This window comes from Cupriavidus sp. 21MJTG02-4 (assembly GCF_057798975.1).
On record NZ_JBYOJP010000014.1, the window covers coordinates 52,456 to 72,534 of the forward strand.

Here is a 20,079-nt window from a genome sequence, read left to right on the forward strand (position 1 = left end):
CTGACGGAGAGGCGATCGGGAACGCGGACTTCAGCGGCCCAGCCAGCGCGTGCGCGCGGCGTGGCGCCCGCCTTCCAGGCTCAGCTTGTGCTGCGTCGCGGGTTCGCGCGCGAGCGTCAACGGCAGCACCAGCAGCTCGTCGCGCCGGAATACATGCAGCGTGACCGGGTCGGTGGCACGGTAGCGCGCCAGCAGCTTGTCGAGCTGGCCGGGCGCGACGCGCAGGCCGTCAACCGCGGCCAGCAGGTCGCCCGCGGATACGCCGCCGGCCTGCGCCGCGCCGCCGTCGAGCACCTGCGTCACGCGCACCCAGCCATCGTCGGTCTTGGTCTTGATGCCGAGCGCCGCGGTGCGGCTCGCCTTCTGCGTCTCGGCCTTGACGCCGAAGCGCCTGAACAGCGGCGCCAGCGGCAGTTCGCCGGTGCCTTCGGTCAGCGAGCGCAGCAGCGCCCCCAGGCGCAGGCCCGTGACCTCGTCGAACAGCGCATGGACCTCTGCTTCGGTGACACCACGCTGCACCGCATCCGGCGCGTAGAAATCGCGCCCGTAGCGCTGCCACAGCGCGCGCATCACGTCATCGAGCGAGCGCCGGCCGCCGGTCTTGTCGCGGATGGTCAGGTCCAGCGTCAGCGCTACCAGCGAGCCCTTGGTGTAGTAGCTGACGATGGCATTCGGCGCGTTTTCGTCCTGCCGGTAATACTTGGTCCATGCATCGAACGAGCTTTCCGCCACGCTCTGCTTGGTGCGGCCGTTGCCGCGCAGCACGCCGTTCCACGTCTTGGCCAGCATCTCGACGTACTGCGCATCTGTCACGCAGCCCGAGCGCACCAGCACCAGGTCGTCGTAGTAGCTGGTGAAGCCCTCGAACAGCCACAGCAGCGGCGTGTAGGTTTCCTCCTGCAGCCGGTACGGCACGAACGCGGCGGGCTTGATGCGCTTGACGTTCCAGGTGTGGAAATACTCGTGGCTGCACAGGCCCAGGAAGGTGCGGTAGCCCTCGCTGGTCTCGCTGTCGCCGCGCACCGGCAGGTCCGAGCGCGCGCACATCAGCGCGGTGCTGGCGCGATGCTCGAGGCCACCGTAGCCGTCCGTGGTCACCATCGTCATGAAGACGTAGCGGCGATTGCTGTCGAGGAACGGCGCCCGCGCGCTGCGCGGTTCGAACAGGCGGATCTGCGCTTCGCAGATGCGCTTGAGGTCGCGGCAGACGCGCTCGATGTCGAGCTGCGGCACGCGGCCCGTGAACACCACGTCATGCTGGGCACCGCATGCGCGGAAGCTGGCCAGCAGGAAATCGCCCATTTCGACTGGATGGTCGACCAGTTCGTCGTAGTCCGCGACCTGGTAGCGGCCGAAGCCATAGCGCTTCGCGCCCTCGCGGCCCGAGGCCTCGCGCATCGCGGTGGCCACGCGCCAGTTGCGGTAGGCGTCGCCGGCAGGCACGTGGATATCCACGGTGCAGGGCTGGTCCTGTTGCCCGTCCACGCACAGGAACACCGAACTGCCATTGAAGAAGCCGTGGGTGGTGTCGAGATGCGCGGCGCGCACGGAAAGGTCCCAGGCATAGACTTCATAGCTCAGCGTGAGCGCACCGGCGGCTGCATCGACCGGCGCGGCCTGCCAGCTCTGCTTGTCGAGCTTGTTCAGCGCCACCGGCTTGCCACCCGCATCGGCGCGGATGCGCACGATATGGCGGGCGAAGTCGCGGACCATGTAGCTGCCTGGAATCCAGGCCGGCAGGAAGAAGCGCTGGCCGGCGGGATCGGGCGAAGTCACCGTGACGGTGACGGCGAAGAGATGCGCTTCAGGGTGAAGCGGGGCGATGGCATAGCGGATCGGCGTCATGGGCATGATTGTAGCGTTCGTCATTCGGCGCGATCCGCCGAGGCTGTCGCACGCAGGCGCGTGCGATCAGTTCGCGCTCAGGTGCGGTTGACGTTGACCACCGTGCGTCCGCGCAGGCCGCCTTCGACGATGCTGCGGCCGGCCTCGACGGCCTCGCCCAGTCCGATCTCGCGCGTGATCGCGTTGAGGCGGTCCGGCTCCAGGTCCGTCGCCAGCCGCGCCCAGGCCTGCTCGCGCAAGGCCATCGCCGCCATCACGCTGTCGATGCCGGCCAGCGTCACGCCGCGCAGGATGAAGGGCGCCACGGACGCGGGGAAATCCATGCCTTGCGCCAGCCCGCATGCCGTGACCACTCCGCCGTAGCGCACCTGCGCGCAGGCATTGACCAGCGTGTGCGAGCCGACCGCATCCACTACCGCCGCCCAGCGTTCCTTCTGCAGCGGCTTGCCCGGTGCGGACAGCTCCGCGCGATCGATGACCTCCGCGGCGCCGAGCGCCTTGAGGAAATCGGCCTCGTCGCGCTTGCCGGTGGAAGCCACCACGCGATAGCCGAGCTTGCCGAGGATCGCGATCGCCACCGTGCCCACGCCACCGGAAGCGCCGGTGACCAGCACCTCGCCATCCCCCGCACGCACCGGTCCATTGACACCGCCACGCTCCAGCCCGAGCACCGACAGCATCGCGGTGTAGCCTGCCGTGCCGATCGCCATCGCCTGCCGCGTGGTGAAGGCATCGGGCAGGCGCACCAGCCAGTCGCCCTTCAGGCGCGCGCGCTGCGCCAGGCAGCCCCAGTGCGTCTCGCCGACGCCATAGCCGTTCAGGATGACCTTGTCACCGGCCTTCCAGCGCGGATGCGAGGACTCCAGCACCGTGCCGGCGCCGTCGATGCCGGCCACCATCGGCCACTGGCGCACCACCGGCACTTTTCCGGTGATGGCCAGCCCGTCCTTGAAGTTGATCGTGGAATAGTCGACCGCGACCAGCACGTCGCCGTCTGCGGGCAACTGTGCTTCATCCAGCGTGGCGATATTGGCCTGGGTCGCACCGTCGGCCTGGGTCAGCAGCAATGCCTGGAACGTCATGGAAGTCTCCTGTGCCGCCCTGCCGGGCGGCGGTCTGTCTCGATGGGATGATCCGGGGAAGATACGGAATGCAAAACGGCCGGACTCGGTCCGGCCGTTGCTCGGGCCGGGACACCGGCCGCGCCTTACTTCTTGACGCTGGCGAGCTTGCGTTCGAGCGTGCCGGCATCGGCCGCGCCCGGAATGCGCGTGCCGTCCATGAAGAACACTGCAGGCGTGCCGGTGATGTTCAGGCTCTGGCCGAGCGCGAGGTTGTCATCGACCGGCGTCTTGCAGCTGCCGTTGCCGGTCAGCGCGACCTTGTTGAGCATCCAGTCGCGCCAGGCCTTGGTGCGGTCGGCGGAGCACCAGACCTGCTTCGCCTTGGTCGAGGAATCCGGCGACAGCACGGGATACAGGAAGGTGTAGACCGTGATGTTGTCCATCTGCTGGAAGGTCTGCTCGATGCGCTTGCAGTAGCCGCAGTTCGGGTCCGAGAACACGGCGACCTGGCGGCTGCCGTCGCCCTTGGTCCACTTGATGGCGCGCGCCAGCGGCAGGTCGGACCACTTGATGCGGTTGATGTCCGCCATGCGCTCTTCGGTCAGGTTGGTGCCGGTCTTGGTATCGATCAACTCGCCATTGATGACGTAGCGGCCGGTGGCGTCGGTGTAGACCACCTGTCCGCCGACGTTGACCTCAAACAGCCCGGGCACCGGGCTCTTGGTCACGCTCTTCACCTCGGCGCGGCCGCCCAGCATTTTCTGCAGGGATTCCTTGATGCGATCGGTGCCGGGTTCGCCTGCCGCCATGGCGTGCATGGCAAAGCCTGCTGCCGCGAGACCGCCGGCAATGGCAGTGGTCCAGGCGGGGTGGCGGCGCATGAGTTGGAACATATCGACTCCAGTATTCGGTCAGGGTCCGGGCACCCGGCGTCAGCCGAGCGCCCGTTCAATCAGGAAGCGCTTGAGCAGCGACTGCCGGCCCACGGTGCGGATGCCGGTATTGCGCACCACGCGCGCCACGCTGCCGGGCAGCGAGAACAGCCGGTGCAGGCCGTCGGTCGCGGCGGTCAGCGACAGCAGGTCGGTGGCGCGTGCCCGTTCGTAGCGGCGCAGCAGGCGCAGGTCGCCCTCGCTGCGGAAAGGTTCTTTGGCGGCCATGACCTTGCCGAGTTCCGCAACATCGCGCAACCCGAGGTTCATGCCCTGCCCGGCCAGCGGATGCACCACGTGCGCGGCATCGCCCACCAGCGCCAGATGCGGCTGCACGAACTGTTCCGCGCGTTGCAGCACCAGCGGGAACCCCTGCGCCGGCGTTACGCAGCGCAGCTTGCCGAAGCGGCTGCCGACCGCGCCGGCGGCCGCCTGCATCACCGTGGCGGCAAGCGCCTCGGGCGACAGTGCGACCAATTCGTGCGCGTGGGCCTCGTCGGCCGACCAGACCATCGAGACGCGCGAGCCCGGCAGCGGCAGGATGGCCAGGATCTCGCCGTTGGCTGCCTCTTCGTCCGCCATGAGCTTTTCGGGCGCGCCCGTGAACCATTGCCAGGCCGTGTCGTGATGCGGCCGTTCGCACTCGAAGTTCGCCACCACGCCAAGCTGGCGATAACGCCGCGTGGTCACGCCGATATGGCACTGCTGGCGCACCCAGGACCGCGCGCCGTCGGCGCCGACCACACAGGCCGCGCGGATCTTCGCGCCGCCGGACAGCGTGAGGGTGGCGCCGTCGGCATCGCGCTCGAAGCCGGCGGCGGTATCGTCATGCCAATGGACCTGGTGCTGGAAACCCAGCGCGGTATCGAGCGCCCGCTCCACCAGGCCGGATTCGACGATCCACGCCAATTGCGGCACCGCGGCGGCATAGGCCGAGAAATGCAGGTCGCCGTCGAGGCTCGGGGAGGTTTCGGCGGCGCTGGCATCGCCGCACACGCGCATGTCGCGCACGGGCTGGATACGGGCCGGGTCGAGCGCCTCCCAGACCCGCATGCGCTCCAGAAGCGCCTGGGAACTCGCGGAAAACGCATAGATGCGACTGTCCCAGTCATCGGGACCGGCCGGCGCGCGCGCGGAACGCGGCGCGACCAGGGCCACGTTCATGCCCTGCTGCGCCAGCAGCAGCGCGCAGGACTTGCCCACGATGCCGCCGCCGACAACGGCGATCTGGAAAGCTGACGAATTACGCACGGACGCATTGGATCGGGTCATGGCTGGATTATAGCCACGTCCCCCCCCCCCGCAGCCCCGGCTGGGCAGGGCCGGCAGGGCTAGGCCGGGGGCCCCATCCGCTAGAATATGGGTTTTGCAATTTCCCGCCAGACACCATGAGCCTCCAATGCGGCATCGTCGGCCTGCCCAACGTCGGCAAGTCCACGCTGTTCAACGCCCTGACCAAGGCCGGCATCGCCGCCGAGAACTATCCGTTCTGCACCATCGAGCCCAATGTTGGCGTGGTGGAAGTGCCGGACCCGAGGCTTGCCAAGCTGGCTGAGATCGTCAAACCCGAGCGCATCCTGCCCGCCGTGGTGGAATTCGTCGACATCGCCGGCCTGGTGGCGGGCGCCTCCAAGGGCGAAGGCCTGGGCAACCAGTTCCTGGCCAACATCCGCGAAACCGACGCTATCACGCACGTTGTGCGTTGCTTCGAAGACGATAATGTGATCCACGTGGCCGGCAAGGTCGATCCGCTGTCGGACATCGAGGTGATCAACACCGAACTGGCGCTGGCCGACCTGGCCACCGTCGAGAAGGCTCTGGCGCGCTATGTGAAGCCGGCACGCGCCGGCGACAAGGAAGCCCAACGCCTGGTCGCCGTGCTGGAAAAGGCACAGACCGTGCTCGACCAGGCCAAGGCCGTGCGCACGCTCGACCTGGCCCCGGAAGAGTGGGAGGCCATCCGCCCGTTCTGCCTGATCACCGCCAAGCCGACCATGTATGTGGCCAACGTCCGTGAAGACGGCTTCGAGAACAACCCGCACCTGGACACGGTACGCGAGTACGCCAAGACCACCGGCTCCCCGGTCGTGGCCGTCTGCGCCGCCATCGAGGCCGAGATCGCCGACCTGGATGACGCCGACAAGGCCGAATTCCTGGCCGACCTTGGCATGGAAGAACCCGGCCTGGACCGCGTGATCCGCGCCGGTTACAAGCTTCTGGGGCTGCAGACCTACTTCACCGCCGGCGTGAAGGAAGTCCGCGCCTGGACCATCCACATTGGCGACACCGCTCCGCAGGCCGCCGGCGTGATCCACACCGACTTCGAACGCGGCTTCATCCGCGCGCAGACCATCGCCTATGAGGACTACGTCGCGCTCAAGGGCGAGACCGGCGCCAAGGAAGCGGGCAAGATGCGGGCGGAAGGCAAGGAGTATGTGGTGAAGGATGGGGATGTGATGAACTTCTTGTTCAACGTTTGACGCCAAAGCTGTTATTTCGGGATGTCTCACGACATTTCGAGACCAACCTGAAAGCCCAGCAACTGCTGGGCTTTTTTTCAGTTCTTCGCCGGATCGCAGGGGAAGGCTAATGATGGGTCGTCGTGCCTGGCAGGTGATCGGGAACAAACAACAGTCGTTGTTCCATAGGTTTGAACCTCTGACGGATGTTGGAATACCTCCAAGAATCCGAAACCTGTTACAACGGTGCGACGCTGATCCCGAATCAGGGGTCAATAAAGGACTATCCATGCCTGTAGAACTGAATGCATTTAGCGGCGTCTTAGGGCTCGTACTGACCTCGGCTGTGCTGATCGCAGTTCCAGGCCCGAGCATCATGTTTCTAGTCGGGCAAACCATAGCAGTGGGACGAAGGAATGCGTTGCGGGGTGTGATCGGCAATGCGATCGGAACCTATTGTGTTGCCGTGATCGTAGCGATTGGCATCGGCTCGCTGCTTGTGCGCTCCGACCATGCTTTGATTTTCATTCGGCTGCTGGGCGCCGTGGTTTTACTGGGCATCGGCTTTCAATATTTATTCCTTTCCAGGCCAACGCTGCCAGAAGGGGGAAATAACCCAAAAAAGAGCCGGCAATCGTTGGTTGCCGGAATCATCGTTGGCTCGACCAATCCGAAAGCGCTGATCATGTTTGGCTCGATCGTCCCGAGCTTCATGAGCGACGGCGCAGACAGCCCCATTCTCAACTTGCTGGGCTTTTCACTGATACCGATTGGCCTGGGACTAGTCATAGACGCGGCGTGGGTCGCCGCCGCTCATGCTGCAAGTTCGAGCACAATATTCAGCGGGGGGAAGCTAAGGTTCTTCAATATCATTGGTGGCGGATTGATGATTTCGATGGCCATTCTGTTAGCAGCCGAGGCCCTGCATTGACGAGTGCATTCCATTTGATGTGGCGGACCGGGAGCTTCACAACCTCTCCATCCCCTCCCCGCTCAACCCCACCAGCAACGCCTGCCCGCTCCCATCCACCCGGAACTCCCCATAGCGCGCCTTCTCGAAGCGCCCGCCCTGACCTTCCTGGAAGAAATAAGCATCGGTCGAAACCTGCACCTGAAGACCGCCCCACCGCGACTCGACCGTCTGGAAGCGAAGCAGCCGTTCGCCGGATGCCAGCGGCTCATCCCCGTGCAAGCGGACGAAGGAAGCCACGCCGTTTGCATCGAGCCGGATGACGGCGACGCCGTCGCGCCGCTGCCGCTGGGGCTGCTGCGCCTCACGGATGGGAGCGCCGATGGCGAAGTTCAGGGCCATGTAGTCGCCCTGCATCAGCGAGCGCGGGTCGACCGGTGCCAGGCGGAGATAGACGGTGTCCCCTCGCGCCAGCAGCTTCTCCTTGGCCGCGATACCCACCGCGGCCAAGGCCAGCGTCAACGCCCAGGCAATCGTGATCCAGCGTTTCATGCGATCTCCTTTGCGGGCATGGCATGCAGCAGCCAGTGACGCAACGCGATCAGGGTGACGCCGGCCGCGGCCAGCGTGATGGACTTGGCCAGCAGCGTCCAGTGCAGCGAGCTGTAGTACCAGATGAAGCCGATGGCGATGGCGGCGATGCCAAGGCCCAGCCATGGCAGCGAGTCTCGCCGCAGTGCCAGTCCGAGCGCCAGCGCACCGGCCGCCACGGCGGGCGCGGCGGCCATCAGGACACTGAATGCCGCAGTCCCGGCGAGCACGGCGACGACAGCCGGAAAGGAAAGTGCCAGACGCCGGCACTCCAGCAACGCAAAGCCGACCAGCACCACGCCGACCAGCAGGCCCGGCAGCCAGCGCGCCCTGGCAAACAGCGGCACGGATTCCTGGAGTTGGAGCCACGCCAGCGGATGGGTGGCGCCTGTCACTACCAGCGCCGCGCCCAGTGCGAACAGGAGCGTGGCGTCGATCGCGGGCTCGAACGCGCCGTGCCGGCCTGCGGCGCACAGGCGCTCCTCGGCGGTCATGAACCACACCGCCAGCGCGCATGCGGCCGGCGCCAGCCAGCCCAGCGACCACGGTATGGCCAGCCATGCGTGGCGCTCCGAAACCGTCAGCGCGATGTGCACGGCGACCGCCAGCCCGATCCACACGCCCAGCGCGGCCAGGAAGCGGTGCAGCCGGTTCTGCACCAGCGCGTACAGCGCCGCCTCGAACACGGCCAGGCAGACCCAGAAGGCGGCGGTCTCGATCCGTCGCGCGCCGCCGAGCAATTCCGCGACGCCGTAGATCACCATGCCCTGGCCACTCAGGCTCACGGCCAGCGCGAACTGCCCGAGCGCGATGCCCGCGCCGCCGCGCCGGTAAAGCACGGCCGCGAGGACGATCATGGCGAAGCCCGTCAACGCAATCGCGCCCGCGTTCTCGCGCACGGCGACGAAGACCGCGCCGAGGAAGAACATCTGGAAGAACAGCGCGCCCAGCCACCCGGCCGCGCCCATCAGGGCACGAACGGCCCAGGGGGTGCGCACGCGGGCGACAGGGTCGCCCTGCACCTCACCACGCGCGGCCAGCTCGCGCCACAAGGCCTGTTCGGTCTGGATGGAATGGGTCATGTCAGCTCCACGGCTTGCGCGCGGTACGCCCGCATCAGCCAGGCAGCCGCACCGGCGGCCATGCCTACGGTAATCAGGCCGAGCAGCAGGAAGGCCCCGAAATCGGCCTTGCCCTCAAGCAGCAGCCGGCCGACCGCGGCAACGATCAGGACGATGCCGGTCAGGCTCGCCAGGCTCAACACCACGATGTCGAAGGCGCGCTGCCGGAACCACCAGCCCAGCGCCAGCAGCGCGATGGCCGCAAGCCCGAAGGTCGACAGGTCGGGATGGTTGTCGAACAGCGAGGAAAGGCCCGCGAAGCCCGCATGAAAGCAGGCCAATGCAGCCAGGATGCGCGCCCCGGCCTGGCCCCGGAAGCCCAGCGAGGCGGCATTCCCGCAGAGCCACGCCCACAGCGCCAGCTGCAGCAAGACCGCACCCAGCAACAGCAAGGTCGTGACGCGTGCATGTCGCGCATCGAACAGCAGTTCGAACATGCCGCCGACGCCGAGCCGCACGCTGAAATAGCGCAGCAGCGCGACGTTGCCGATCACGATCACCAGCCACCAGTGCGGCGCCGCGCGCGCGGCAAGCGCCCATGGCACGGCCAGCAGCGTCCACAGCGCGAACAGTTGCCAGGCGTCGGCCCCGGTCTGGTAGGTCTGCCCTATCACCGCCAGCAGCACGCCGGCCAGTACCTGCGCGCCCCCCAGCGCCGCACGTCCGGCCATGTCGGCGGCCGGCCGGCACAGCGCGAACACGGCGAGCAGGCTGATGGCCGTGGCCAGCACCGCGAATTTCGCGAACTTGTGCAGGTCCTGCCAGTTGAAGGCGAAGAAAACGATGACGCCGGCGCACAGCAGCACCGTGCCCAGCGCCAGCAGGCCGTGATCCAGCCAGCGGCGCCAGTCGGCTGCCCCAGGCTCGGTGCGCGCCCAGGGCCGCGCCACGCTGCCGGCTGCCAGCCGGCCCTCTGCGCGCCAGTCGGCTAGCGCCTGGCGGATGGCGCGGCGTTGGCCGGTTGCCGGTGTCGATGAGAGGGTCATGCGCGTGTCCCGGAGTCGGAATGGAATGACTCTAGCAAAGCGCCGCTGCCGCCGCACGTGGACTCGTCAAGGCGGCCTATGCCAGGGCAGTGGCTGCCGGTATCCTTTGGCCTTTCGTTCCGGACACGCCCCCATGACCCTCGGCATCCTCGCCGCGCTGCATGATGAAGTCGACAGCCTGGTCGCGGCCATGCGCCATGAAGACGCGCGCGCGACCATCCACCGTATCGGCATGCGTGACTACCACGTTGGCCACCTGCACGGACAGGCCTGTGTGCTGGTATTGGCACGCATCGGCAAGGTCGCGGCGGCCGCCACCACGGCGACGCTTGTGCGCGAATTTGGCGTGGACGAGATCGTCTTCACCGGCCTGGCCGGCGGCGTGGGCGACGGCGTGCGGGTCGGCGACATCGTCATTGCCAGCGAGACCATGCAGCACGACCTGGATGCCCGTCCGCTGTTCCCGCGCCATGAAGTGCCGCTGCTGGACCGCTCGCGCTTTCCCGCCGATCCGGACCTGACCGAAGCCCTGCGCGCCGCAGCGGACAGCTTCCTGCGCGAGAACCTGCCCACCGAGGTACCGCCCGCCGTGCGCGAGCGTTTCGGCATCGGCACGCCGTCACTGCAGTTGGGATTGATTGCCAGCGGCGACCAGTTCATCAACGCGGCCACGGCTGTCGCCGGGCTGCGCGAATGCCTGCCCGACCTGCTGGCCGTGGAGATGGAAGGCGCCGCCGTGGCCCAGGTCTGCCATGAATACGGCGTGCGGTACGCGGTCATGCGGACGATCTCTGACCGCGCCGACGATAGCGCGCATGTGGATTTTCCGGCATTCCTGAAGGACGTGGCCAGCCACTATTCGGACGGCATCCTGCGCCGCTTCCTGGCAGCGCGCGCCTGATCCGCCCTCCATCGGCGCGGATTGCGCGCCAAATCGTCAGTTCTGACCTTACCCGTGGCGAGGCCGCAACGTGCCCCAGAGCCCGACCAGCAGCGAGGCGCCCACGATCGCCGCCAGCCATCCGCTCATCTGCCCGTCGATGAACAGATGCAGCGCGCGCCCGCCATAGAAAGCCGCCACCGCTCCCGCCATGCCCAGTACCAGCGCGGCCGGCAGGGAAACGACCTTGCCCGAGGGATGCATCTGGCGCGCGGCCAGTCCCACCAGCAATCCGACCATCAACGTGCCCAGCATCCTGACTCCCGTGTGTCTCCGGAACCACAGTCCGGCGATTCCGGCGTAACGATACCGCACCGGCGGCTTTGATCCTGTGCGGCCTGCAAGTTCCGATCCCGACGTTATAATGGCAATCGGGCCGCACTTGCTGCGGACCCGGTACCAGTCCCTACAAATGCAACTGCTCGCGATCGGCATCAACCATACGACGGCACCAGTTTCGCTGCGCGAACGGGTGGCGTTTCCGCTTGAGCAGATCAAACCGGCACTTGGGGCACTGCAAAGCCACCTGGCAGGCCGCAACGGTACCGAAGCCGCCATCCTCTCCACCTGCAACCGCACCGAAATCTACTGCGCCACCGACGTCCTCAAGCCGGGCGCCGAAGGATTCGAACATACGCTGCGGTGGCTGTCCCAGCACCACAACGTGCCGGCATCCGACCTGGCGCCGCACCTGTATTCGCTGCCGCAGTCCGAGGCCGTGCGCCACGCGTTCCGCGTCGCCAGCGGGCTCGATTCGATGGTGCTGGGCGAAACCCAGATCCTGGGCCAGCTCAAGGACGCGGTGCGCACCGCCGGCGAAGCCGGCTCGCTGGGCACCTACCTGAACCAGCTGTTCCAGCGCACCTTCGCCGTAGCCAAGGAAGTGCGCGGCCAGACCGAGATCGGCGCGCATTCGGTGTCGATGGCCGCCGCGGCCGTCCGCCTGGCGCAACGGATTTTTGAAAGCATCTCGACGCAGCGCGTGCTGTTCATCGGCGCCGGCGAGATGATCGAGCTGTGCGCCACGCACTTCGCCGCGCAGCAGCCGCGCCAGATTGTCGTGGCCAACCGCACGGTCGAGCGCGGCGAAAAACTCGCCGAACAACTCGCCGAACAGGGCCTGACCACACAGGCGATCCGCCTGCAGGAACTGGGCGACCGGCTCCATGAGTTCGATATCGTGGTGTCCTGCACCGCCAGCTCGCTGCCGATCATCGGCCTGGGCGCGGTGGAACGCGCGGTCAAGCGCCGCAAGCACCGCCCGATCATGATGGTCGACCTGGCCGTGCCGCGTGACGTGGAGCCCGAAGTCGCGCGTCTGGACGACGTCTTTCTCTATACCGTGGACGACCTCGGCGCCGTCGTGCGCGAAGGCAATGCGCTGCGCCAGGCCGCCGTGGCGCAGGCCGAAGCCATTATCGAAAGCCGCGTGCAGAATTTCATGCACTGGCTGGAAACGCGCAGCGTGGTGCCGGTCATCCGCGAACTGCAGACCGCCGGCGAATCGATCCGCCAGGCCGAACTGGACCGTGCCCGCCGCATGCTCGCGCGCGGCGACGACCCGCAAGCCGTGCTCGAAGCCCTGTCGGGCGCGCTGACGCGCAAGTTCCTGCATGGCCCGACCCATGCGCTGAACCACATGCAGGGCGAAGACCGCGAGGCGCTGGTACGCCTGGTGCCCGGCCTGTTCCGCCACAGCAGCCACTCCGAGCGCTAGCCGCGCCCAACCGCTGCGCCCGCGCGCCCTGCGCGCCGGCAATTCGCCGCCCGCGCTGTAATGATCGCGCCCCGGCTCTCCCGCCTTCCCCACCCGGATTCCCATGAAAGCCAGCATGCTTGCCAAGCTCGACCAACTGGCCGAGCGACTTGATGAAGTCAACGCCCTGCTTGCCCGCGAAGACGCGACCGCCAGGATCGACCAGTACCGCAAGCTCAGCCGCGAGCATGCCGAACTGTCGCCCGTGGCCGAGCAATATGGCCTGTATCGCCAGGCGCAGGACGACCTGGCCACCGCGCAGGCGCTGCTCGACGATCCCGAGATGAAGGACTTCGCGGCCGACGAGATCGCCAGCGCGCGCGAGCGCCTGGAGACGCTGGAAGCCAGCCTGCAGAAGCTGCTGCTGCCGCGGGACCCCAACGATGACCGCAACCTGCTGCTGGAAATCCGCGCCGGCGCCGGCGGCGAGGAAAGCGCGCTGTTCGCGGGCGACCTGCTGCGCATGTACACGCGCTTTGCCGAACGCCAGCGCTGGCAGGTGGAGATCATGAGCGAGTCCGAATCGGACCTGGGCGGCTACAAGGAAGTGATCGTGCGCATTGCCGGCGATGCCGCGTTCTCGCGCCTGAAGTTCGAATCCGGCGGCCACCGCGTGCAGCGCGTGCCGGCCACCGAGGCGCAGGGCCGCATCCATACCTCGGCCTGCACGGTGGCGGTGATGCCCGAGGCCGACGAAGTGGGCGAAGTGGAAATCAACCCGTCCGACCTGCGCATCGATACCTTCCGCGCGTCGGGCGCCGGCGGCCAGCACGTCAACAAGACCGACTCGGCGGTGCGCCTCACGCATATCCCGACCGGCATCGTGGTCGAGTGCCAGGACGACCGCAGCCAGCACCGCAACAAGGACAAGGCCATGAAGGTCCTGGCGGCGCGCATCAAGGACCAGCAGACGCGCGCCGCGCAGGCCAAGGAAGCCAGCACGCGCCGCAACCTGATCGGCACGGGCGACCGCAGCGACCGCATCCGCACGTACAACTTCCCGCAGGGGCGCGTGACCGACCACCGCATCAACCTCACGCTCTACAAGATCGACATGATCATGGACGGCGACCTGGAGGAACTGGTCTCGGCGCTCGCGGCGGAACACCAGGCCGACCAGCTGGCAGCGCTCGGCGATGACGCCTGAGCGTTCCTTGTCCGGGCGCGCCAAAGGCGACTTGGCAGGATCCCCGCTCAACTGCGCTCAAAGCTTTGTATCTGTTGTAAATGCTTGAAACAGCACTGGCGGGCGAAAGGGCGCTGTCTATAATCGTTTTCGACCGGCGACAGAAGAAGCTGCCGGCAACTGTCTCTCTGACGCACGGACATAAAGGACGAAATCATGAAGAAACTGCTCGCGCTGTTGATGATCACCGCGGCCATGGCCGCCTGCAGCAAGAAGGAAGAAGCGCCGGCCACGCCGAGCGCCGATAGCGCCATGCAAAGCGCCGCGGAGTCGGCCAAGGCCGCCGCCAGCGATGCCGCCGCAGCCGCCAGCAACGCCGCCGATGCCGCCAAGGCCGCGGCCAGCAACGCCGCCGCCGATGTCTCGGCCGCCGCTGACAAGGCCAAGACCGACGCTGGCAACGCCATGCAACATGCCAAGGAAGCCGCCAAGGACGCCGTCAACGAGGGCGCCGACAAGGCCAAGGACGCCGTCAATAAGTAATGACCGCTACGGGGATTCGCACCAGCCGCCAGGGTTCGGCGCTACACTGCTTCCCTAGCTGGTAGACCCGCCGAAAGCCCCGCCAGGCCAACGCCCGGCGGGGTTTTTTGTTTCCGGCCGGCGTGTCGCCGCCGGCGCTTCCGTTCCCGCATTGCCGATGTCCCCTGCCCTGTCCGGCGCCTTGCCGGCTACTCCCACCGTGCGCGAAGCGCAGACGCTCGCCGCCATGGCTGGCTTGCCCACGCTGGAAGCGCGGATGCTGCTGACGCACGTCACCGGACTGACCCGCACCCAACTGATCACCCGTGACGGCGACACGCTGACCCTGCCCCAGCGTGATGCCTTTGCCACGCTGCTGGCGCGCCGCTTGGCCGGCGAGCCGATGGCCTACCTGATCGGCGAGCGCGAATTCTTCGGCCGCAAGTTCCGCGTGACGCCCGATGTGCTGATCCCGCGCCCTGACACGGAAATCGCCGCGGAATCGTCACTGGCGCGGCTGGCCGGCGTGCAACACCCGCGCGTGCTGGACCTGGGCACGGGTTCGGGCATCCTGGCCGTGACCATTGCGCGCGAGCGCACCGATGCCGAGGTGTGGGCGACCGACATTTCACCGGGCGCGCTGATGGTGGCGCAGGACAACGCGTGCGCACTCGGTGCAGACGGCATCCAGTTCCTGGTTTCGGACTGGTACGCCGCCCTCCCGCCCGAGCTGCGTTTCCACCTGATTGTCAGCAACCCGCCGTATATTGCCGAAGGCGACCCGCATCTGGTGGAAGGCGACCTGCGCTTCGAGCCGATCGACGCACTGACCGACCACAAGGATGGCATGTCGGACCTGGCCGCGATCATCGCCGGCGCGCACGGGCGGCTGCTGCCGGGCGGATGGCTTCTGATGGAGCATGGCTACGACCAGGCTAAGGCCACACAGGCGCTGCTGGAGCGCGCCGGTTTCACCGAAGTTTTCACCGCGCGCGACCTGGCCGGTCAGGAACGCTGCACCGGCGGACGCCGTCCGGGAGCCGCGTAGTGGGGGCCGCCTGAAGGCTGGCGGCGAATCCGGTAAAATTTGCGTCAGATCACCGTCGCGCGGCATCCCGTGCGGCCTTCGACACCCGGTGGCTCCTGAAATGCAGGCGCCACCTCAACCGACAAAGCAATCATGAGTGACGTGCAACAAAAGATCGACCAGATCGTCAAGGGCAACCCGGTGGTCCTGTTCATGAAGGGCACCGCGCAGTTCCCGATGTGCGGCTTCTCCGGCCGCGCCATCCAGATCCTGAAGGCCTGCGGCGTGGATGCGCCGGCCACGGTCAACGTGCTGGAAGACGAAGGCATCCGCCAGGGCATCAAGGAATACGCCAGCTGGCCGACCATCCCGCAGCTCTATGTGAATGGCGAGTTCATCGGCGGCTCGGACATCATGATGGAGATGTACCAGAACGGCGAACTCCAGACCCTGCTCAAGGGCTGAGGCTTGCCATGCCCGTGACCGGCGGCGCCGTGCCGCAACGGCTGATCGTCGCCATCACGGGCGCCACCGGCGCCATCTATGGCGTGCGCCTCTTGCAGGTGCTGCGCGAGGTGCCGACGGTGGAAACCCACCTGCTGATTTCCCCGGCGGGCGTGATGAATCTCCAGCACGAACTGGAGATCAGCCGCGCCGACGTGGAAGCCATGGCCGATGTCGTGCACAACGTGCGCGATATCGGCGCGACCATTGCCAGCGGCTCGTTCCGTGCGCATGCGATGGTGGTGGCCCCGTGCTCGATGCGCACGCTGGCCGCCGTGGCCCATGGCCTGTCCGACAACCTCATCACGCGCGCCGCCGACGTCACGCTCAAGGAACGCCGCCGGCTGGTGCTGATGGTGCGGGAGACGCCGCTGAACCTGGCGCACCTGCGCAATATGACGGCCGTGACGGAGATGGGCGGCATCGTCTTCCCGCCCGTGCCCGGCTTCTACCAGAAGCCGCAAAGCATTGCCGAGCTGGTCGACCACACCGTGGGCCGCGTGCTCGACCTGGTCGACCTGCCCGATATCGCCCAGACCCTGGCCCCGAGCTGGCCGGGTCTGAACGGCGGCTACGGCAAGGCCGGAGACGGCGGCAACTGAGCCGCCCTCTACGGCGCCGGCTTACCAGTAGCGGCGCCGGCCGTAGTAGCCATAACCGCCATAGCCGTAGTACGGCCGCGGCGACACCACCACTGCCGGCGGGCCGACATAGACCGGCGCCGGTGCCACCGCGACTGCGGGGCCGGGGCCGGCCGGATACGGATACACCGCACATCCGCCCAGCAAGGCTGTGGCAGCGGCCGCTGCGGCCAGTCCAATCGTCACTGTTCTCATCGTTTTATTCCTTGGGGTCGCTTCCGGGCATGTGCCTGCCCTGGAAACGTTATACGGGGCACTCCCGTAATACAGCGTCAAGGCGCTGTAACCCTTGTTACGATTCGCAACGATTGGATGAACGTAAAGCCGCTCCGTTGTGCCTCAGATCTCGAACCGGATGCCCTGCGCCAGCGGCAAGGTATCGCCGTAGTTGATGGTGTTGGTGGCCCGCCGCATATAGCCCTTCCACGCATCCGACCCCGACTCGCGGCCGCCGCCGGTCGCCTTCTCGCCGCCGAACGCGCCACCGATCTCGGCCCCGCTGGTGCCGATGTTCACGTTGGCGATGCCGCAGTCGCTGCCCGCCGATGACAGGAAGCGTTCCGCCTCGCGCAGCGACTCCGTGAAGATGCACGACGACAGTCCGTGCGCCGCCGCATTGTTCAGCGCGATGGCCTCGTCGAGCGAGGTGTAGGGCATCAGGTACAGGATCGGCGCGAAGGTCTCGGTCAGCATGGTGTCGTGCTGCGTTTCCGTCATCACCAGGGCCGGGCGCACGTAGCTGGCATGCGGGAAGCGGTCCGCCAGCAGCCGTTCGCCGCCCGTGACGATACTGCCCTGCGCGCGGCAACTGGCCAAGGCGTTGGCCATGGCATCGGCCGCCGCGGTATCGATCAGGGGGCCGAGCAGCGTGCTGTCTTCGAGCGGGTCGCCGACCGGCAGGCGGTCGAACACCGTGACGAGGCGGCTCGCCATGGTGTCCATCAGGTCGGCATGCACAAAGCAGCGGCGCAGCGTAGTGCAACGCTGCCCGGCCGTGCCGGCCGCCGCGAACGTGATGGCGCGCACGGCCAGTTCGATATCCGCCGACCGCGTCACGATGGCCGCGTTGTTGCCGCCCAGTTCCAGGATGCTGCGCTTGAAATGCTGGGCACATGCTACGCCGACCTCGCGGCCCATGCGCGTGGAGCCCGTCGCGCTGACCAGGCGTACCGCGGGATGTCCGACGAGGTGCGTACCGATCATGCGCCCGCCCGGCAGCACGGCCGATATGCCCGCATGCTGCGGCGCGGTGGCAGCCAGCACGCGCTCGAACAAGCCATGCGCGGCGAGCGCGCACAGCGTGGTCTTTTCCGACGGCTTCCATAGCACTGCGTTGCCGCACACCAGCGCGAGCGCCGCGTTCCACGCCCACACCGCCACCGGGAAATTGAAGGCCGAGATCACGCCACACAGGCCATACGGATGCCAGGTCTCGCGCATTGCATGCTGCGGGCGTTCCGACGCGATCGTCAGCCCATGCAGTTGCCGCGACAGCCCGACCGCGAAGTCGCAGATATCGATCATCTCCTGCACTTCGCCCAGCCCTTCCTGCAGGATCTTGCCCGACTCCAGCGACACCAGCCGGCCCAGGGCCATCTTGTGTTCGCGCAGCACCTCGCCGAAGCGGCGCACGATTTCCCCGCGCACCGGGGCCGGCACCAGCGCCCAGCCGGTCTGCGCCTCATGCGCGCGTGCAATCAGAGCGTCGGCCTGGGCTGGCGTGCAGGCCGGAACGTGGCCGAAGGCTTCGCCATCGACCGGCGAACGAACGATGACCGTGCCGGCCGGCGTGCCGTCGCTCCATGGCCGGGGCAAACCCATCGACTGCCAGCACGCCGCGATCTCTTGCGCTTTCATACGGTCATCTCCTGCAGTGGATGCTGCGTGTAGTGGCGGCCAAAACGGTTGGCCAGGAAGGCCGCGAGCGGCACGGCTTCCTGCCGCACGAAGCCCGCTTGCGGCAGCCCACCGCTGGCCACCAGGTCCAGCGCCGTGCAGATGGCCGCGGCCGTCGTGAGCTGGATCGCATTGACATGCCCGGCCGGGCCATCCACGCCGCCGATTCGCGCCGAGAACGAAGCCTGCGTGAGCGGGCCGCGTCCGCGCTCGCCGCCGGCCGGATAGCCGGTCGCGGTGGCGAAGATGATGACCACGTCCTGCTCCGTGACCGGAATCGCGCGGTCGAAGATCTCGCGCAGCCAGCCGCGCCGCTCGCGCAGGCGCAGGTCGTTGAGGAGCAGCTTCATCAGCGCGCAGTGGCCCGGGTAGCGGATGGATTTGTAGTCGACATTGCGTGCGCGGCCCGCCAGGGTCTCCGGCAGCGTGCCGAGCCCGCCTGAGGTATTAAAGGCCTCGTACTCGATGCCGTCCAGCGCAAAGGTTTCCAGCCCTTCGAGCGCCGGCAGCTCCACGCGGCGGCCATCGACAATCGCCTCGCACGGATTGCAGTACTCGTTGATCAGCCCTTCGGTGCTCCAGGTCAGGTTGTACTTGAGCGCATTGCTCGGATAGCGCGGCAGCGCGCCGACGCGCATCTGCAGGTCCAGCAGCTCGCCGCCGCCGCGCACGAAGCGCTGCGCCAGGTCATTGCCGACCACGCCGATAAAGCCCGGCGCCAGGCCGCACTGCGGCATCAGCACGGCGCGTGCGTTCTGCGCGAGTTGGCGGATCGCCTGCGTCGCGGCCACGTCCTCCGTCAGGTCGAAGTAGTGGACGCCCAGCCGTGCCGCCACGGTGGCCACGCTTACGGCGGCGTGGAAGGGCAGCGCGTTGAGCACGGCATCGGCCCCCGCCAGCAGCGCGGCGCAGGTGCCAGGCTCGGTCGGATCCCCGGCGCGCACGGCGATGGCACGCGGCAAGCCGTCGAGCCGGCGCGCATCGTTGTCGACCAGGCTCACGCGGTAGTCGCCGCTGTCGTGAAGCATCGTGGCAATGGTGCGGCCGATCTTGCCGGCGCCCAGCACCACGACTTGCAAGGGGCCCTTGGCCCGGGTCAGGTCGCGCGGCGAGCCGCGGCCGAGGGTAGATGGCTGCATGGTGTCCTCCTCTGTCCAAGCCTGTTCGTGCGTTGTCGATGCCTGATTGAAGTATGGTCAGCACGCACAACAGAAAGAAGACATGAGTTCGACGAATGTCCTCCATAATCGAACGAAACGACGACGGATTTCGACGATATGGCTGATCCCGACAAGCTCGACCAGACCGACCGGCACCTGCTGGCGCTACTGCAGGCCAATGCGCGCGAAAGTGCGGCCAACCTGGCCCGCGGTCTGGGCATCGCCCGCACGACCGTGGTCGCGCGGATTGCGCGGCTGGAACGTCTGGGCGTGATTGCAGGCTACGGCGTGCGGCTGGGGCGCGAGATGGGCGACAACGCCATCCAGGCGTTCTGCGGGCTGTCGGTGCAGCCCAAGGCCGGCCCGACCATCGTGCGGGCCTTGCAGCGCCTGCCGGAAATCGAGGAACTGAGTTCGGTCAGCGGCCCGGTGGACTACATGGCGGTGATCCGCTGCGACACCCACGCGCGGCTCGACCAGCTGCTTGACGAGATCGGCATGCTCGACGGCGTGAACCACACCACCACGTCGATCGTGCTGGCCAGGAAAATCGACCGCCGACGCGCAACCGGCTAGCGCGGTATGCTCCTGCGACCACC

At 67.3% G+C, this 20,079-nt stretch carries 21 protein-coding genes; 10 read left to right on the forward strand and 11 right to left on the reverse strand.

The genetic code is table 11. The features are described from left to right. Window positions 1-30: 30 nt before the first annotated feature. The 4 genes from AC3FKH_RS24555 to AC3FKH_RS24570 form a co-directional block, all read right to left on the reverse strand. Window positions 31-1,845, reverse strand: coding sequence for a M61 family metallopeptidase (locus AC3FKH_RS24555; protein WP_488678485.1), 1,815 nt, complete (start codon window positions 1,843-1,845; stop codon window positions 31-33). A gap of 77 nt (window positions 1,846-1,922) precedes the next feature. Then, on the reverse strand, window positions 1,923-2,927 hold the full coding sequence (gene acuI, locus AC3FKH_RS24560; RefSeq protein WP_488678392.1) for an acrylyl-CoA reductase (NADPH): 1,005 nt from the start codon (window positions 2,925-2,927) through the stop codon (window positions 1,923-1,925). A 125-nt stretch (window positions 2,928-3,052) separates the two neighbouring features. Further along, entirely contained in the window at window positions 3,053-3,802 is a 750-nt protein-coding gene (locus AC3FKH_RS24565; RefSeq protein WP_483709491.1) for a DsbC family protein, read from the reverse strand. A gap of 39 nt (window positions 3,803-3,841) precedes the next feature. Beyond that, entirely contained in the window at window positions 3,842-5,113 is a 1,272-nt protein-coding gene (locus tag AC3FKH_RS24570) for a UbiH/UbiF family hydroxylase (RefSeq protein WP_488678393.1), read from the reverse strand. A gap of 116 nt (window positions 5,114-5,229) precedes the next feature. On the opposite strand from AC3FKH_RS24570, the gene ychF reads away from it, so the two are divergent. Further along, a complete protein-coding gene (gene ychF / locus AC3FKH_RS24575; protein ID WP_488678394.1) occupies window positions 5,230-6,321 on the forward strand; it encodes a redox-regulated ATPase YchF in 1,092 nt (363 codons plus the stop codon). A 268-nt stretch (window positions 6,322-6,589) separates the two neighbouring features. Then, window positions 6,590-7,231, forward strand: a complete 642-nt coding sequence (locus AC3FKH_RS24580; protein WP_488678395.1) for a LysE family translocator — start codon at window positions 6,590-6,592, stop codon at window positions 7,229-7,231. A 36-nt stretch (window positions 7,232-7,267) separates the two neighbouring features. On the opposite strand, the gene AC3FKH_RS24585 is transcribed toward AC3FKH_RS24580, so the two are convergent. From AC3FKH_RS24585 to AC3FKH_RS24595, 3 genes are read right to left on the reverse strand one after another with little or no spacing between them, the layout of a single operon-like run. After that, window positions 7,268-7,762: a GDYXXLXY domain-containing protein gene (locus AC3FKH_RS24585; RefSeq protein ID WP_488678396.1), complete on the reverse strand. Its 495-nt coding sequence runs from the start codon at window positions 7,760-7,762 to the stop codon at window positions 7,268-7,270. Beyond that, on the reverse strand, window positions 7,759-8,883 hold the full coding sequence (locus AC3FKH_RS24590; RefSeq protein ID WP_488678397.1) for a DUF4401 domain-containing protein: 1,125 nt from the start codon (window positions 8,881-8,883) through the stop codon (window positions 7,759-7,761). Before AC3FKH_RS24590 ends, AC3FKH_RS24585 begins: the two co-directional genes overlap by 4 nt. Then, a complete protein-coding gene (locus tag AC3FKH_RS24595; RefSeq protein ID WP_488678398.1) occupies window positions 8,880-9,908 on the reverse strand; it encodes a DUF2157 domain-containing protein in 1,029 nt (342 codons plus the stop codon). The genes AC3FKH_RS24590 and AC3FKH_RS24595 overlap by 4 nt, the downstream gene beginning before the upstream one ends. Before the next feature lie 133 nt (window positions 9,909-10,041). On the opposite strand from AC3FKH_RS24595, the gene AC3FKH_RS24600 reads away from it, so the two are divergent. Then, complete coding sequence (locus AC3FKH_RS24600) at window positions 10,042-10,809, forward strand: 5'-methylthioadenosine/adenosylhomocysteine nucleosidase (RefSeq protein ID WP_488678399.1); 768 nt, start codon at window positions 10,042-10,044, stop codon at window positions 10,807-10,809. A gap of 48 nt (window positions 10,810-10,857) precedes the next feature. On the opposite strand, the gene AC3FKH_RS24605 is transcribed toward AC3FKH_RS24600, so the two are convergent. After that, window positions 10,858-11,103 (reverse strand): GlsB/YeaQ/YmgE family stress response membrane protein, encoded by a 246-nt coding sequence (locus AC3FKH_RS24605; RefSeq protein ID WP_488678400.1) that lies wholly within the window; start codon window positions 11,101-11,103, stop codon window positions 10,858-10,860. A 157-nt stretch (window positions 11,104-11,260) separates the two neighbouring features. Between AC3FKH_RS24605 and hemA the strand changes: the two genes are divergently transcribed. The 6 genes from hemA to AC3FKH_RS24635 all read left to right on the forward strand — a co-directional run bounded on the left by hemA (window position 11,261) and on the right by AC3FKH_RS24635 (window position 16,385). Continuing rightward, entirely contained in the window at window positions 11,261-12,565 is a 1,305-nt protein-coding gene (hemA, locus tag AC3FKH_RS24610) for a glutamyl-tRNA reductase (RefSeq protein WP_488678401.1), read from the forward strand. Window positions 12,566-12,668: 103 nt separating this feature from the next. Continuing rightward, window positions 12,669-13,751: a peptide chain release factor 1 gene (gene prfA, locus AC3FKH_RS24615; RefSeq protein ID WP_488678402.1), complete on the forward strand. Its 1,083-nt coding sequence runs from the start codon at window positions 12,669-12,671 to the stop codon at window positions 13,749-13,751. A gap of 195 nt (window positions 13,752-13,946) precedes the next feature. Next, complete coding sequence (locus tag AC3FKH_RS24620; protein WP_488678403.1) at window positions 13,947-14,273, forward strand: hypothetical protein; 327 nt, start codon at window positions 13,947-13,949, stop codon at window positions 14,271-14,273. Window positions 14,274-14,430: 157 nt separating this feature from the next. Next, window positions 14,431-15,300 carry a peptide chain release factor N(5)-glutamine methyltransferase gene (prmC, locus tag AC3FKH_RS24625; protein ID WP_488678404.1) on the forward strand — a complete coding sequence of 290 codons (870 nt, stop codon included), beginning with the start codon at window positions 14,431-14,433 and terminating at the stop codon, window positions 15,298-15,300. 132 nt (window positions 15,301-15,432) lie between these two features. Next, window positions 15,433-15,744 (forward strand): Grx4 family monothiol glutaredoxin, encoded by a 312-nt coding sequence (gene grxD, locus AC3FKH_RS24630; RefSeq protein WP_483709514.1) that lies wholly within the window; start codon window positions 15,433-15,435, stop codon window positions 15,742-15,744. A gap of 8 nt (window positions 15,745-15,752) precedes the next feature. After that, window positions 15,753-16,385, forward strand: a complete 633-nt coding sequence (locus tag AC3FKH_RS24635) for a UbiX family flavin prenyltransferase (protein WP_488678405.1) — start codon at window positions 15,753-15,755, stop codon at window positions 16,383-16,385. A 21-nt stretch (window positions 16,386-16,406) separates the two neighbouring features. On the opposite strand, the gene AC3FKH_RS24640 is transcribed toward AC3FKH_RS24635, so the two are convergent. From AC3FKH_RS24640 to AC3FKH_RS24650, 3 genes are all read right to left on the reverse strand, one after another. After that, entirely contained in the window at window positions 16,407-16,619 is a 213-nt protein-coding gene (locus AC3FKH_RS24640; RefSeq protein ID WP_488678406.1) for a hypothetical protein, read from the reverse strand. Between the two features lie 144 nt (window positions 16,620-16,763). Next, a complete protein-coding gene (gene amaB, locus AC3FKH_RS24645) occupies window positions 16,764-18,281 on the reverse strand; it encodes an L-piperidine-6-carboxylate dehydrogenase (protein WP_488678407.1) in 1,518 nt (505 codons plus the stop codon). Next, window positions 18,278-19,459 carry a saccharopine dehydrogenase family protein gene (locus AC3FKH_RS24650; RefSeq protein ID WP_488678408.1) on the reverse strand — a complete coding sequence of 394 codons (1,182 nt, stop codon included), beginning with the start codon at window positions 19,457-19,459 and terminating at the stop codon, window positions 18,278-18,280. The genes amaB and AC3FKH_RS24650 overlap by 4 nt, the downstream gene beginning before the upstream one ends. Before the next feature lie 138 nt (window positions 19,460-19,597). Between AC3FKH_RS24650 and AC3FKH_RS24655 the strand changes: the two genes are divergently transcribed. Beyond that, window positions 19,598-20,056, forward strand: coding sequence for an Lrp/AsnC family transcriptional regulator (locus AC3FKH_RS24655; RefSeq protein WP_488678409.1), 459 nt, complete (start codon window positions 19,598-19,600; stop codon window positions 20,054-20,056). Window positions 20,057-20,079 lie beyond the last annotated feature (23 nt).

What these genes read in the sequence shown, in the direction of transcription:
- AC3FKH_RS24580 (WP_488678395.1), top strand. Translation starts at nt 6,590, where the DNA reads ATGCCTGTAGAACTGAATGCATTTAGCGGCGTCTTAGGGCTCGTACTG.
- AC3FKH_RS24555 (WP_488678485.1), bottom strand. Translation starts at nt 1,845, where the DNA reads ATGACGCCGATCCGCTATGCCATCGCCCCGCTTCACCCTGAAGCGCAT.
- AC3FKH_RS24565 (WP_483709491.1), bottom strand. Translation starts at nt 3,802, where the DNA reads ATGTTCCAACTCATGCGCCGCCACCCCGCCTGGACCACTGCCATTGCC.
- AC3FKH_RS24570 (WP_488678393.1), bottom strand. Translation starts at nt 5,113, where the DNA reads ATGACCCGATCCAATGCGTCCGTGCGTAATTCGTCAGCTTTCCAGATC.
- prfA (WP_488678402.1), top strand. Translation starts at nt 12,669, where the DNA reads ATGAAAGCCAGCATGCTTGCCAAGCTCGACCAACTGGCCGAGCGACTT.
- prmC (WP_488678404.1), top strand. Translation starts at nt 14,431, where the DNA reads ATGTCCCCTGCCCTGTCCGGCGCCTTGCCGGCTACTCCCACCGTGCGC.
- acuI (WP_488678392.1), bottom strand. Translation starts at nt 2,927, where the DNA reads ATGACGTTCCAGGCATTGCTGCTGACCCAGGCCGACGGTGCGACCCAG.
- AC3FKH_RS24590 (WP_488678397.1), bottom strand. Translation starts at nt 8,883, where the DNA reads ATGACCCATTCCATCCAGACCGAACAGGCCTTGTGGCGCGAGCTGGCC.
- AC3FKH_RS24620 (WP_488678403.1), top strand. Translation starts at nt 13,947, where the DNA reads ATGAAGAAACTGCTCGCGCTGTTGATGATCACCGCGGCCATGGCCGCC.
- AC3FKH_RS24605 (WP_488678400.1), bottom strand. Translation starts at nt 11,103, where the DNA reads ATGCTGGGCACGTTGATGGTCGGATTGCTGGTGGGACTGGCCGCGCGC.
- amaB (WP_488678407.1), bottom strand. Translation starts at nt 18,281, where the DNA reads ATGAAAGCGCAAGAGATCGCGGCGTGCTGGCAGTCGATGGGTTTGCCC.
- AC3FKH_RS24640 (WP_488678406.1), bottom strand. Translation starts at nt 16,619, where the DNA reads ATGAGAACAGTGACGATTGGACTGGCCGCAGCGGCCGCTGCCACAGCC.
- AC3FKH_RS24650 (WP_488678408.1), bottom strand. Translation starts at nt 19,459, where the DNA reads ATGCAGCCATCTACCCTCGGCCGCGGCTCGCCGCGCGACCTGACCCGG.
- AC3FKH_RS24655 (WP_488678409.1), top strand. Translation starts at nt 19,598, where the DNA reads ATGGCTGATCCCGACAAGCTCGACCAGACCGACCGGCACCTGCTGGCG.
- hemA (WP_488678401.1), top strand. Translation starts at nt 11,261, where the DNA reads ATGCAACTGCTCGCGATCGGCATCAACCATACGACGGCACCAGTTTCG.
- AC3FKH_RS24635 (WP_488678405.1), top strand. Translation starts at nt 15,753, where the DNA reads ATGCCCGTGACCGGCGGCGCCGTGCCGCAACGGCTGATCGTCGCCATC.
- ychF (WP_488678394.1), top strand. Translation starts at nt 5,230, where the DNA reads ATGAGCCTCCAATGCGGCATCGTCGGCCTGCCCAACGTCGGCAAGTCC.
- AC3FKH_RS24585 (WP_488678396.1), bottom strand. Translation starts at nt 7,762, where the DNA reads ATGAAACGCTGGATCACGATTGCCTGGGCGTTGACGCTGGCCTTGGCC.
- grxD (WP_483709514.1), top strand. Translation starts at nt 15,433, where the DNA reads ATGAGTGACGTGCAACAAAAGATCGACCAGATCGTCAAGGGCAACCCG.
- AC3FKH_RS24600 (WP_488678399.1), top strand. Translation starts at nt 10,042, where the DNA reads ATGACCCTCGGCATCCTCGCCGCGCTGCATGATGAAGTCGACAGCCTG.
- AC3FKH_RS24595 (WP_488678398.1), bottom strand. Translation starts at nt 9,908, where the DNA reads ATGACCCTCTCATCGACACCGGCAACCGGCCAACGCCGCGCCATCCGC.